Source organism: Lentzea sp. NBRC 105346, assembly GCF_030269605.1.
GTDB lineage: Bacteria > Actinomycetota > Actinomycetes > Mycobacteriales > Pseudonocardiaceae > Lentzea.
Window position 1 is genome coordinate 17,259 of record NZ_BSTQ01000024.1, and the last position, 12,422, is coordinate 29,680.

11 protein-coding genes are annotated in these 12,422 nt (G+C 68.6%); 6 read left to right on the forward strand and 5 right to left on the reverse strand.

Annotation, left to right across the window (positions count from 1 at the left end; translation table 11 throughout):
* The first annotated feature begins 83 nt into the window (after nucleotides 1–83).
* Nucleotides 84–1,115 (forward strand): PQQ-dependent sugar dehydrogenase, encoded by a 1,032-nt coding sequence (locus tag QSK35_RS38265; RefSeq protein ID WP_285752731.1) that lies wholly within the window; start codon nucleotides 84–86, stop codon nucleotides 1,113–1,115.
* A gap of 6 nt (nucleotides 1,116–1,121) precedes the next feature.
* Here QSK35_RS38265 and QSK35_RS38270 read toward each other — a convergent pair whose 3' ends face one another.
* The 3 genes from QSK35_RS38270 to QSK35_RS38280 all read right to left on the reverse strand — a co-directional run bounded on the left by QSK35_RS38270 (nucleotide 1,122) and on the right by QSK35_RS38280 (nucleotide 4,386).
* Nucleotides 1,122–2,249, reverse strand: a complete 1,128-nt coding sequence (locus QSK35_RS38270) for a polysaccharide deacetylase family protein (protein ID WP_285752733.1) — start codon at nucleotides 2,247–2,249, stop codon at nucleotides 1,122–1,124.
* Nucleotides 2,250–2,323: 74 nt separating this feature from the next.
* Complete coding sequence (locus QSK35_RS38275; RefSeq protein WP_285752734.1) at nucleotides 2,324–3,001, reverse strand: class F sortase; 678 nt, start codon at nucleotides 2,999–3,001, stop codon at nucleotides 2,324–2,326.
* Nucleotides 2,998–4,386, reverse strand: a complete 1,389-nt coding sequence (locus QSK35_RS38280; RefSeq protein ID WP_285752736.1) for an MSCRAMM family protein — start codon at nucleotides 4,384–4,386, stop codon at nucleotides 2,998–3,000. The genes QSK35_RS38275 and QSK35_RS38280 overlap by 4 nt, the downstream gene beginning before the upstream one ends.
* A 319-nt stretch (nucleotides 4,387–4,705) precedes the next feature.
* Between QSK35_RS38280 and QSK35_RS38285 the strand changes: the two genes are divergently transcribed.
* Nucleotides 4,706–5,506, forward strand: a complete 801-nt coding sequence (locus tag QSK35_RS38285) for a Bax inhibitor-1/YccA family protein (RefSeq protein WP_285752738.1) — start codon at nucleotides 4,706–4,708, stop codon at nucleotides 5,504–5,506.
* A gap of 964 nt (nucleotides 5,507–6,470) precedes the next feature.
* On the opposite strand, the gene QSK35_RS38290 is transcribed toward QSK35_RS38285, so the two are convergent.
* Nucleotides 6,471–7,691 (reverse strand): acetyl-CoA C-acetyltransferase, encoded by a 1,221-nt coding sequence (locus tag QSK35_RS38290; protein WP_285752740.1) that lies wholly within the window; start codon nucleotides 7,689–7,691, stop codon nucleotides 6,471–6,473.
* Between the two features lie 73 nt (nucleotides 7,692–7,764).
* Nucleotides 7,765–8,538, reverse strand: a complete 774-nt coding sequence (locus QSK35_RS38295; protein ID WP_285752742.1) for an SGNH/GDSL hydrolase family protein — start codon at nucleotides 8,536–8,538, stop codon at nucleotides 7,765–7,767.
* 112 nt (nucleotides 8,539–8,650) lie between these two features.
* Between QSK35_RS38295 and QSK35_RS38300 the strand changes: the two genes are divergently transcribed.
* The 4 genes from QSK35_RS38300 to QSK35_RS38315 all read left to right on the forward strand — a co-directional run bounded on the left by QSK35_RS38300 (nucleotide 8,651) and on the right by QSK35_RS38315 (nucleotide 12,363).
* On the forward strand, nucleotides 8,651–10,021 hold the full coding sequence (locus QSK35_RS38300; RefSeq protein ID WP_285752744.1) for a cystathionine beta-synthase: 1,371 nt from the start codon (nucleotides 8,651–8,653) through the stop codon (nucleotides 10,019–10,021).
* Nucleotides 10,022–10,099: 78 nt separating this feature from the next.
* Nucleotides 10,100–11,161, forward strand: a complete 1,062-nt coding sequence (locus QSK35_RS38305) for an RDD family protein (protein WP_285752746.1) — start codon at nucleotides 10,100–10,102, stop codon at nucleotides 11,159–11,161.
* Nucleotides 11,162–11,222: 61 nt separating this feature from the next.
* Entirely contained in the window at nucleotides 11,223–11,735 is a 513-nt protein-coding gene (locus QSK35_RS38310) for a hypothetical protein (protein ID WP_285752747.1), read from the forward strand.
* A 10-nt stretch (nucleotides 11,736–11,745) separates the two neighbouring features.
* On the forward strand, nucleotides 11,746–12,363 hold the full coding sequence (locus tag QSK35_RS38315) for a hypothetical protein (RefSeq protein WP_285752748.1): 618 nt from the start codon (nucleotides 11,746–11,748) through the stop codon (nucleotides 12,361–12,363).
* Nucleotides 12,364–12,422 lie beyond the last annotated feature (59 nt).

Sequence of the window (12,422 nt, forward strand, 5' to 3'; positions counted from 1 at the left end):
CTGTTGTGTACCACTGCGTTCTGTGATTGCATCGCTACGCCCCGATCCGCCGCCGCCAAACGAGCGGACCTGGAGGAGAGCACATGCGTGCTCGCCGATTCGCGGTCGCGGCCCTCGGCGCCGCGGCTGTTGTGTCATTCGGCGTTGGGCCGGCCGTCGCACAGGACGGACCTTCGGCGCAGGCCGTGCGGACCATCGCCACCAAGCTCGATATCCCCTGGGACATCGAGTTCGCACCCGACGGCAGCGGTATCTTCACCGAGCGGGACACCCGGAAGATCAAGAAGATCAAGGGTACGACGATCACCACCCTCGACACCGTCTCGGAAGCCTCGACGACGGGCGGTGAGGGCGGCCTGCTCGGGCTCGCGTTGTCGAAGACGTTCGCGACCGACAACACGGTGTTCATCTACTACTCGACCGGTAGCGACAACCGCATCGCCAAGAAGAAGCTGGGCAGCCCGGCGCAGCCGATCGTGACCGGAATCCCGAGGAACCGCTACCACAACGGCGGCGGTCTCGAGTTCGGTCCGGACGGCTTCCTGTACGCCACCACCGGTGACGGCCAGAACAAGGCCAACGCGCAGAACAAGAACTCGCTCGGCGGCAAGATCCTTCGCTTCGACACCAACGGAAAGGCCGCGCCGGGCAACCCGTTCAACTCGCTGGTCTACTCCTACGGTCACCGCAACGTCCAGGGCATCACGTGGGTCGGCACCACCGCGTACGCCACGGAGTTCGGCGACGCCAAGACCGACGAGCTGAACAAGATCGAGGCGGGCAAGAACTACGGCTGGCCCAACTGTGAGGGCCCGTGCAACACGCCCGGCTACACGAACCCCGTGAAGTCGTGGAGCAACAAGGAGGCCGGCCCGGCCGGCATCGGTTTCTACAAGGGCGCGCTGTACATCGGCGCGGTCACCGGCAAGCGGGTGTGGAAGGTGCCGGTGAACGGCGCCTCGCTCGGCAACCCGCAGTCCGTCTTCACCGGCTACGGCCGGGTCCGTGCGGTCGCCCCTGCCCCGGACGGAACCCTGTGGCTCGGAACGTCCAACCAGGACAACAACGGTTCGCCCGGTGCCACGGACGACCGGATCCTGTCGACTGACGGCTGATCTGCGCTAGTTGCGTGCTGCGGGCATCCGGCGGAACTGTTCCAGTACCGCCGGATCCTGCAGCTGCATCCACTGAATCACCTCGGTGTAGGTGGCGCAGACCGTCTCCGGCTTGCCGCACACCTCGTCCATGTACTGCTCCACCGCGGTGGAGAACGCCCCGCCCGCCCACTCGTTGAAGTGGTTGCCGATCACGATCGGCGCGCGGTTTCCGTTGAGCGCCGCCGTGTACACCGACCGGTAGGTGTCGACGACGATCTGCGTGAACTCGGCCGTGCGCGCGTTGTCGTCCTTGGCGCCGTTGAGCGCGTACCAGAGGTTGAAGTCCATCATCACGACCTGCTTGCCCAGTGCGGGCACTCTCACCTCGGGCATGGGGAACTCCCACATTCCGTCCACAACGGACGGCCACTGGACGCCGAGGCTCACGTGGCTCGTGTCGTAGGCCAGGCCGTGGCCGAGCATCGCCGGGAACGCCTGCTTCCAGTCGCCTTCCAGGCACGGCGTTCTGCCGCCGCGCACGGCGTCCGGCGGCAGGTTCAGCCCCGCGGCGCGCGCCTTGTCGAGGATGCGGCGGAACGAGTCGAGCTCGGCGTTCCAGTCCGCGGTCTGCCAGCGTCCGACCGAGGGCTCGTCGCCGGTGCAGTAGTGGCCGTTGTAGTGCGTGCCGATCTCGTGCCCGTCGGCGATCACGTCGTTGAGGTACTTGATGCGGTTCGCGACGTCCTGCCGCGACCCGCCGAACCCGATGGACGAGTAACCGCGCTGATGGCCGGGACCGGTGTAGTCGTTGGCGTCCTGGTCCGCGACGAGGTACACACCGGACAGCAGACCGGTGACGTGCGCGCCCTTCCGCTTCGTCAGCGGCAGCACGCGATCCCAGTGTTCCTTCGACGCGGCGCCGTCGAACGAGAACAGCACGAACTGCGGCGGCTTCTCACCCGGCGCGAGCTTGCGCATCCACGGCTGGTTGCCCGATCCGGCCGGGACCGTCGGCGTGGGACCGGTGTTCTTCGGCGACGGCAGGCGCGGGGCCATGGGTAACGGCGAGGACTCCTGTGTGGTCTGTTCCGGCTCGCCGCCGACGAACATCAACAGGATGAGGGTCAGTGAGAGCGCGACCCCCGTGCTCAACCATGCCCAGCGCTTCACATAAGGGGAAGACTCGCCGTCACCCGAAAGGGTTGCTTCAACCCTGTGTTTGATTCCTAGAGGGGGTCGGCGATCACAACGCGGTTCGCCTCGTACCCGCTCTGGCCGCCGATCCACTGTCCGCCGCAGGTCACGAGCACGAGCCGGTGCGCGCCGCGCGGTCCGAAGAGCTCGAGCGCCCGGTTGGGCAGATCGTTCTTGTTGATCGTCAGGACCTGCGAGACCTTGAACGTGAACTGCTTGCCCGCGCTGTCGGCGACGGTGATCTCGCGCCCGACCGCCGCGCGCCACAGTTCGGCGAACGGGCCCTTGGCGCCCTTCCAGTCGACGTGTCCGGCGAGGACGGTCGCGCCTTCCTTGCCGGTGAGCTCGGCGCCCCACCAGGTGGCCTCGCCGATGCCGTCCGGGACGGGCAGCACGCCGTTGACGACCTCGCGGCGCACGAGCGTCGCGGTGCCGCCCTCGGGCAGCTTCACCGTGCCGGGCTTGGGTTTCTCCTGCGGTGGTGCGGCCTTCTGCTGTTCACCCTTGATCCGGGCGCCGCCGACGAGTCCCGTCAGGTCGGCGCCGCGGCCGGTGGCGAGGCTGTCGCCGATCGGGCCCGCGGGCACGACCGGGACCTCGTCGCCCAGCGCTTTGCCGAGGACGATCTCGGGCTTGGACGTGGCGACCAGCGCGCCGGTGGCGAGGATCCCCGCCACCAGCGCGCCGGTCAGGAACGCCTTGGAACTCACTGCCTGCGCCACACCAGGAAGCCGGCCAGGGCGGCAACCGCCACCACGAGGCTGCCGACACCGAGGATCAGGCCACCGCGCAGCTCGGTGCTGAAGGAGGCCGTGGCCACCGGGGTCTGGCCGTTCGCACCTGCCGGGATGGTGCTCGGGACCTTCGGCTTGTTCGGCTTGTTCAGCACCTCGAGCGCGAGCGTCTGGCCCGGCTCGACCTTGCCGCACGCGGCCGGCGGTGCCTTCGGGTCGAAGAACTCCTCATAACCCTTGGGCGCCGCGACCTCGATGATGCAGATCTCCTGCGGGGTGCGCAGGTCCGGGATCGCGACGGTGCCGTCCTCCCCGGTCTGCAGCACGATCGGCTTGCCGTCCGTGCCGACGAGCTGCGTGTCGTCCTGCTTGAGCGCGGGCGCGACCTTGTCCGCACCGGTGACGCGCAGCGCGACGCCCGCGATGGCCTTCTTCGTCTCCGAGTCCAGCTTGGTGATCTTCACCGCACCGGGCGCGGTCTTCGCGGTCGTCCCGGCGTTCGCGGGCAGCTTCTTCTCGCCGCCGGTCGTGACGATGCGCTGCATGTTGTCGGTCGTCGTCGGCACATGCACGACCGGCCGGTCGGCCGGGCTGTCCGCGACGATCGCGAGCGCGGGCTTCGGGCCCGTCGGGATGACGCTGACCTTCAGCGCCGAGCCGTCGGCGGGCGTGGTGAGCGTGCCCGTCGTCGACCCGTCCTCGAGCTTGGCGTCGGTGAGCGTGAACGAGACCGGGGCGCTCGGGACGCCCTTCTGGTTGGCCTTCAGCAGCTGCACGGTCCACTCACCGGCGGTGCCGATCACCTGCGGGGTGGCCGGCGCCTTCGCCTGCAGCGTCCACGGGCCGCGGTTGGCCTCGGCGTCCGCCTTCAACCGGCCGACGGCGTCGCGGACGACCTGCGGCAGGTTGTTGAAGTAGAACTCGGCGTTGTACGCCAGGAACTTCGGGTCGGTCGTGTCGTAGCGCAGCTGGTTGTGCGGGAAGGCGGTCCAGCTGTGCAGCAGGTGCGCCAGTGCCGCGGCCTCTTCGGGAGCCTTGGTCGTGGTGTAGCGCAGCAGCAGATAGGAGATGTTGGCGGCGATCTCGGGGGCGAGCTTCGCGCCGCCCTTGGTGAGCAGTTCGTCACCGTCCTTGTAGGGGACGGCGCTGTCGGGGGCGGGCAGCGCGTACTGGACGCACCAGACCTGCTTGCCCTGCCAGATGTAGGAGCCGTGCCACTCCGACCCGGTCGGGGCGTTCGGCTGCAGCGCGCCCGCGTTGAAGCCGATTCCCTTGACGCCGACCGCGTCCGCCGCCGCGGGGGCGGTCAGCAGGGCCAGCCCTGCCACCACCATCGCGCCGGCAAGTCGTTTCCAGCCCATCGCTGATCTTGATCCCCTCTGACCTGTGGGTTTCCGGATGCGAGACTGGCCTTCCCCCACATTGGGGACAAGCCGCCACAGGGGGGAAGTGTGTGGTCACTCTCGGTGTGAATGTGATTGGAATGTGACGAGGGTTACTCACTTTGGGACCGACACGCCGCGACACGCCGCCATCTCATTACGCTCCGGAGTTATTGCATGTTGCGGTACATGTGATCTCCCTCGCGGGTAAAGTCCCTTTTACCGACGGGGGAACCGGGCGCACAGCAGGTTCGTTGAACCCGTGACGGCGTCAGATACGCCAATCCAGGAGGACGAGGTGCGTTCCACCAGCAACCCGGCTTTCCGGAACCTGCCGACAAGCGGTGGGTACGGAAGCTACGCAGGCTTCGGCCAGCCGCAGGAAGCGTACGGCTACCAGCAGGCCCCGCCGCTGGCCGGCGAGCGGCCGATGACGATCGACGACGTCGTCACCAAGACGGCGATCACGCTCGGCGTGGTCGCGGTCGGTGCCGTCGCGACGTACCTGACCAAGGCTTACGCGCTCGCGTTTCCGGCGGCCATCGTCGGTCTCGTGCTCGCCTTGATCATCATCTTCAAGCGCACGCCCAGCCCCGCGCTGGTCATCAGCTACGCCGTCGCCGAGGGCATCTTCCTCGGTGGCATCAGCGGCATCATCGGTCGTGCCCTCGACAACGTGGTGCCGGGCAACGGGATCGCGGTCATCGGGCAGGCCGTGATCGGCACTCTCGGTGTGTTCGGCGGCATGCTCGTCGTTTACAAGACCGGCGCGGTGCGGGTCACTCCCAAGTTCACCAAGTGGATCGTTGGGGCGATCATCGGTGTCGGCGTGCTCATGCTGTTCAACCTGATCGCATCGTTCTTCGTTTCCGGTGGGATCGGGCTGCGGGACGGTGGGCCGCTCGCCATCGTGTTCTCGCTCGTTTGCATCGGGTTGGCGGCGTTCTCGTTCTTGATCGACTTTGATGCTGCCGATCAGGCTATTCGGGCCGGCGTGCCGGCCAAGTACTCGTGGCAGATCGCCTTCGGACTGACGGTCACGCTCGTGTGGCTGTACACCGAGATCCTGCGGCTGCTGTCGTACTTCAACTCCGACTGATCGTTGCTTGCTTAGGCGCCCCTCGGCTTCGGCCGGGGGGCGTTTTGCGTTGCGTTTGTGTTGACGCGGCGGCTTTCGTGGTGGGTCGCGTTTGTGTTGACGCGCTGACTTTCCTTGGCTGCCGGTTCCGTGCGTGGTTGCGCCTTGGCTGCCGGTTTCGTGCGTGGTCGCCTTTTACTGCTCGGGGCTCCGCCCCGGACCCCGGCTCAGCTCAAAGAGGGGCCCATGGGTGGTTTCGTTTCGTAGTGGGTTGCGTTGGGGTGGTGTGCCCCTCCCGTCGCATCGCACCAGAGGCAGCCACAACTGAGCCCCGAGGTCAAGCGAAAAGCGTGCTTGACCTCGGGGCTCAGTTGCGGCAGGGCTTCGCCTGCGATGCGACGGGAGGGGCCCACCACCTGGTGGTTTCCTGCGCTGGCGCGCAGGTGAGGGCTCGCTCGCTTCGCATCGCGAGTCCCACGTTCCTGCACCCCGAGTCCTACGTTCCCGGGGCCTCGCGCTTCGCGCATCGTGTGCGCGAGTCGCAATTCAGCCCGCGTGTTGCCCGCTCAGCCCCGCTGAGTTGTCCTTTCAGGCGACAAAAAAGGGGCTAACCCCTTGTGGGGCGCCCCTAGCTCCTCCAGCGGACCTCTTCTGGGAGTTCCGTTCCTACTTTGATCAAGCAGGTCGTGCAGAGTTGTCCGTGTTGCTCGCGCTCGACCCGTTCCTGGGGGACCGAGTGTTCGCACACCGCTTCGTAGTAGCCGCGTGCCGCGTCGTGTGCCTGGTCTATGGCGAAGGCGTGGCATCGCAGGTCGTATCCGCTGTGCCACCACACATATGGCATGTCCGACCCTCCTTGCTCACCGGTAGGGACGGACTCCCACGCGTGTGATGACGCCGGTTGCGGCGAATAACGTCATCGGCACCTGAGAGGGTGTGCGAGTACCTCCGATCGGGTGGTACTCGCACACCTGTCAAAAGACCGTCAGGACAAACGCTCCAGGACCATCGCCATGCCCTGGCCGCCGCCGACACACATCGTTTCCAGACCGAACTGCTTGTCGTGGAACTGCAGTGAGTTGATCAAAGTGGTGGTGATTCGGGCGCCCGTCATGCCGAACGGGTGGCCTACCGCGATGGCGCCACCGTTGACGTTCAGCTTGTCCAGGTCGATGCCCAGGTCCTGGTACGAGGGGATTACCTGGGCCGCGAACGCCTCGTTGATCTCGACCAGGTCGATGTCGTTGATCGACAGGCCGGCCAGGGCGAGGGCTCGCTTGGAGGCCTCTACCGGGCCCAGGCCCATGATCTCCGGGGACAGGCCCGAGACGCCCGTCGACACGATGCGGGCCAGCGGGGTGATGCCCAGTTCGCGGGCCTTCACGTCGGACATGATCACTAGGGCTGCGGCGCCGTCGTTGAGGGGGCAGCAGTTGCCTGCGTTCACTCGGCCGTTGGGGCGGAAGACCGGCTTCAGGCCCGAGACCGCCTCGTACGTGACGCCTGGGCGGGGGCCGTCGTCGGAGGAGACCACCGTGCCGTCGGGGAGGGTTACCGGGGTGATCTCGCGCGCCCAGAAGCCGTTGGCGATGGCCTTTTCCGCGAGGTTCTGCGAGCGGACGCCGAACTGGTCCATCTCCTCGCGCGAGATTCCCTTGGCCAGGGCCAGGTTCTCGGCGGTCTGGCCCATCGCGATGTAGATGTCCGGCACACCACCGGACGTGCGCGGGTCCTCCCACGTCGTCGCGCCGGCCTCGGCGGTCGACGCGGTGCGGGCCTCGGCGTCTGCGAAGAGCGGGTTGTGGGTGTCCGGCCACGAGTCCGACGAACCCTTGGCGAAGCGCGACACGGTTTCCACGCCCGCGCTGATGAAGACGTCGCCCTCGCCCGCCTTGATGGCGTGCAGCGCCATGCGGGTCGTCTGGAGCGAGGACGCGCAGTAACGCGTCACGGTGGTGCCGGGCAGTTCGTCGTGGCCCAGGAGAACGGAGACCACGCGCGCCATGTTGAAGCCCTGTTCGCCGCCGGGCAGGCCGCAGCCGAGCATCAGGTCGTCGATCTGCGCCGGGTCCAGTTGCGGGACCTTGTCCAGCGCCGCCTTGACCATCTGCGCGGCCAGGTCGTCGGGGCGGACCTCCTTGAGCGAACCCTTGCCCGCCCGGCCGATGGGCGAACGGGCGGCAGAGACGATGACGGCCTCGGGCATTGCGAAACTCCTTCGTTTCACCGCATCAGGTGTGCGCAGCCTAGTTAACGCCGGTTCAGGCGCACACGTGATGTCAGACTCCCGCGGCGGCGCACACCGGGGCGAGGAGTACCGCTACCGCGGCGGCGTAGCCGACCGCGCTGGGGTGGAAGCGGTCGCGGCTGAAGTAGTCGGCCGGGCGCGCCACGAACTCGGGGGACAGGAGTTCCGCCAGGCCGACTGGGGTGCCGCCCGCCTTGAAGACCTCGGCGCGTTGGGCTCGGGCCAGGCGCAGGCTGTACTGACGCGCGACGGTGCGCAACGGTTGGGCGATCGGCAGGACCGAGCCCAGGTCCGGGCACGTTGCGACGACTACGCCCGCGCCCGCGGCGCGCAGGCGGGCCACCTGGGAGCCGAGCAGGCGGGCCGACTCCGCGATCGACATGCGGGTGGTCACGTCGTTCGCGCCGATCACGATCAGGGCGACGGTCGGGGGAGACTCCAGGACCACGTCCACCTGCCGCGGCAGGTCGCGGGTGGTCGAGCCGCTGACCGCCAGCGTGTCCAGGCGCACCGGGCGGCCCGCCTCCTCGGCCAGGCCCGTGGCCAGCAGGACGCCGGGGAGCTGTTCGAACGTCTCCACGCCGACGCCGACGCCCATGGAGTCGCCCAGCACGGCGAGGTGCAGTGGCTCACCGGTGCCTGTGCCGAACAGGCCGTTCGCGGCCGGCGCCAGATGCTCCAGCACGCCGATCGCCAGCCTCGCGCGCCTGCCCTGCTCGGTGAGCAGGCCGAAGAGCGCGCCCGACAAACCTCCCACCGCGCCGAGCGCCATCACCGCCGCGCGTACCTGCCGTAGTCCGGGCATCCGAACCACCCCCTTACTGCAGTGAATCGTCACAACCGCCGTTCGAATTAACCTCAGAGGTCACTAGGGTTAGGCTTCGTTTCGGTATCTCGGGGATTGGGAAGGAAGACCGGTGGAGTACGTCGAGCACGTCGTGGACCTGGTCGGCAACACGCCGCTGGTGAGGCTCAACTCGCTGACGGACGGCATGTCGCCGCTCGTGCTCGCGAAGGTCGAGTACCTCAATCCCGGTGGAAGCGTGAAGGACCGGATCGCGCTGCGCATGGTCGAGGCCGCTGAACGGGACGGTTTGCTCAAGCCGGGCGGCACGATCGTGGAGCCCACGTCCGGCAACACCGGTGTCGGCCTCGCGCTCGTCGCGCAGCGCAAGGGCTACAAGTGCGTGTTCGTCTGCCCGGACAAGGTCAGCGAGGACAAGCGCAACGTCCTGAAGGCCTACGGCGCCGAGGTCGTGGTGTGCCCGACCGCCGTCGCGCCGGAGCACCCCGACTCCTACTACAACGTCAGCGACCGGCTGGTCCGTGAGATCCCCGGTGCGTGGAAGCCGAACCAGTACGCGAACCCGGAGAACCCGGCGTCGCACTACTTCCAGACGGGCCCGGAGATCTGGCGGCAGACCGAGGGCAGGATCACGCACTTCGTCGCCGGCGTCGGCACCGGCGGCACGATCAGCGGCACCGGCAAGTACCTCAAGGAGGTCTCGGACGGTCGCGTGCAGATCATCGGTGCGGACCCCGAGGGCTCCGTGTACTCCGGCGGCACCGGGCGGCCGTACCTCGTCGAGGGCGTCGGCGAGGACTTCTGGCCGGAGACCTACGACAAGACCATCTGCGACCAGATCGTCGAGGTGTCCGACGCGGACTCGTTCGACATCACGCGCCGGCTCGCCCGCGAGGAGGGGCTGCTCGTCGGCGGCTCGTGCGGCATGGCGGCCGCGGCGGCGTTGCGCGTCGCGCGCGACCTCGGCCCGGACGACGTCGTCGTGGTGCTGCTGCCGGACGGTGGCCGCGGCTACCTGTCCAAGGTCTTCAACGACCGGTGGATGTCGTCGTACGGCTTCCTGCCGCCGGACTCGACCGGCGCCACCGTCGGCGACGTGTTGCGGCGCAAGGGCGGCAAGCTTCCCGACCTGGTGCACACGCACCCGCACGAGACGGTCGGTGACGCGGTCGCGATCCTGCGCGAGTTCGGCGTCTCGCAGATGCCGGTCGTGAACGCCGAGCCGCCGGTGATGGCGGCCGAGGTCTCGGGCGCGGTCAACGAGCGGGACCTGCTCGACGCGCTGTTCACCGGCAAGGCGCAGCTGTCGGACCGGCTCGACAAGCACATGTCCCCGCCGCTGCCCACGATCGGTGCGGGCGAGGCGGTCGGCGTCGCGATGAACGCACTGTCCCATGCGGACGGTGCTCTGGTGCTGGAGGACGGAAAGCCCGCCGGCGTCGTGACCCGCCAGGACATTCTGGGCTTCTTGGCTGGTCGCTGAGCGTCCTCACGGGTGCGTCCGATAGCGTGATGCCGACTCACTAGCCACAACGGCCCAGCCAAGGGGGTTGGAAACCGGATGAACGCTCCGCAGCCGCCAGGAAACCAGCAATTCGGCGGTCAGCCGCAGCAGGACCAGGCGGACAAGACGCAGGTGGTGCCACAGGGCGGGCAGCCGCCTGCCACTCCGCCGGCGGACGCGACTCAGGTCGTCGCCCCCGGCGCCACTCCTGCGGCTCCCCAGCCCAACGCGGACGCCACCCAGGTCGTCAGCCCAGGCCAGGTGCCTCCCGCAGCGGCGGCCAACCCGTACGGCCAGCCCCAGACGCCGGGCTCCGGCGGCTTCCCGGCCCAGGGGCCGGGTTCGGGCGGGTTCCCCGCCCAGCAGCCGCCGGCCTACGGTCAGCCGCAGTCGAACCCGTACGGCCAGCCGCAGGCGCAGCAGCCCTACGGTCAGCCGCAGTCCAACCCGTACGGCCAGCCGCAGCAGCCGTACGGACAGCCGCAGCAGCCGGCCTATGGCGCACAGCCTGGCTACGGCCAGCCGCCTTACGGCGCGCAGCCGGGTTACGGCATGCCGGGTGCGTTCCCGCCGCCGCCCACCGGCTACGCGGAGTGGGGCTCGCGCCTCGTCGCCGGCCTGGTCGACTACGTCGCGCCGGGTGTGGTGTTCGGTCTGCTCCTCGGTATCGCCGGCGCGACCGGTGAGCCGTCGCTCGTCTTCATCCTCATGGCGATCGGCTACCTCGGCCTGATCGGTTTCCAGGTTTACAACTCCTGGTACCTCGCGGGCACGACCGGACAGTCGTTCGGCAAGAAGATCGCGAAGATCAAGCTGATCAAGGAGGACACGGGCCAGCCGGTCGGCTTCGGCAACGCCTTCGTCCGCCACCTCTGCCACATCGTCGACGGCCTGCCCTGCTACGCGGGTTTCTTCGCCCCCTTGTGGGAGCCGAAGAAGCAGACCTGGGCGGACAAGATCATGGGCACCATCGTGGTCAACGCCCCGGAGACGCCGGGTGGCTACGGCCAGCCGCCGTTCGGTGGTCAGCCGGGCTACGGCCAGCCGCCGCAGCAGCCGCAGTCCAACCCGTACGGCCAGCCACAGCAGGGCGGCTACGGCCAGCCCCAGCAGTGGTAGTTCGTTGAGCTATGCGCATCCTCCGCACCAGCCCCCGGCCCCGTGGCCGGGGGCTGGTCCGGTGAAACCCCCGAGTCCACTCACCGCGTCCCTCGCGGGCATGGGCGCCATCGTCGCGGCGGCCTTCCACGCGCTGGGCCTGCTGATGTTCTGGATGGACGCGCGGATCTTCAAGTTCACGCTCGACCAGCCGCCGGTCATCATCGGCCTGGTCCTGCAGCTGCTGAGCGTGCTCGTGCTCGGCATCGGCGGCGCCATGCTCATCGCACGGGCGGCCGCGGGCCGGTTCCTGGTGCCGCTGGGCGCGCTGCTCGTCGTGCTGCAGCTGGTGCTGGCGATCGGCCAGGCCGCCCCGTTCTTCTCCCGGCAGCTGCTGTTCCACGTCGGCTACCTGTCGGACTGGGCGCTCGGCGTCGTGCTGTGCGCCCTGGTCGCGGCGGTGCTGGCGATCCTGCCGTCGACCGGTGCGTACATCGCCACCAAGAAGCCGAAGCAGCAGCCCGGATTCCCGCCACCTGGATTCCCGCCGCCCGGAAATCCGCAATCGGGGTACGGGCCGCCACGTCAGTGGTAATACTCGCGCGGTGAGCTACCCCCAGCCGCCCTACCCGCAGCAGCCCCAGTGGGGGCCGCCGGGGCCCGCGTTCCCGAAGCCGCCCTCCAAGGGCACGACGATCACCGCCGCGATCCTCGCGCTGATCTCCGGCCTGCTGTCGAGCGTCTTCCAGGTGACCTCTCTGGTGCGACTGGGAGAGTTCCTCACCACCGCGCTCGGCGAGCCCGGATTCCTCGTGCCCTTCGGACTGGGCGTGCTCGCCACCATCCTGCAGCTGCTCGGCGCGATCATGTTGTTCGCGCGCGTGGGCGCGGGCCGGTTCCTGGTGCTCGCGGCACCGGTCATCGCACTCGGGCTGATCGCGTGGAACGCCGTCGGCTACGGGTTCCTCGGCCTGACGCCCGCGACGCTGCTGCTCCTGGTGCTCGACATCTCCGCGGCAGTGCTCGCGATCGTGCCGCCGACCGGTCGCTGGATCGCGGCGAAGAAGCAGCCGCCGCCCGGATTCCAGCAGCCGGGTCCTCCGCCACCGGGATACCAGCAGCCCGGTCCGCCGCCACCCGGATATCAACAGCCGGGTCCTCCACCACCCGGATACCAGCAGCCGGGCAACCCGCATCCGGGATACGGGCCGCCTCAGTGGTAACACTCGCGCGGTGAATTACTCCCAGCGGCCGCAGTACCCATCACCGCCCGGCCGGTGGA

What these genes read in the sequence shown, in the direction of transcription:
- QSK35_RS38265 (WP_285752731.1), top strand. Translation starts at nt 84, where the DNA reads ATGCGTGCTCGCCGATTCGCGGTCGCGGCCCTCGGCGCCGCGGCTGTT.
- QSK35_RS38280 (WP_285752736.1), bottom strand. Translation starts at nt 4,386, where the DNA reads ATGGGCTGGAAACGACTTGCCGGCGCGATGGTGGTGGCAGGGCTGGCC.
- QSK35_RS38290 (WP_285752740.1), bottom strand. Translation starts at nt 7,691, where the DNA reads ATGCCCGAGGCCGTCATCGTCTCTGCCGCCCGTTCGCCCATCGGCCGG.
- QSK35_RS38295 (WP_285752742.1), bottom strand. Translation starts at nt 8,538, where the DNA reads ATGCCCGGACTACGGCAGGTACGCGCGGCGGTGATGGCGCTCGGCGCG.
- QSK35_RS38305 (WP_285752746.1), top strand. Translation starts at nt 10,100, where the DNA reads ATGAACGCTCCGCAGCCGCCAGGAAACCAGCAATTCGGCGGTCAGCCG.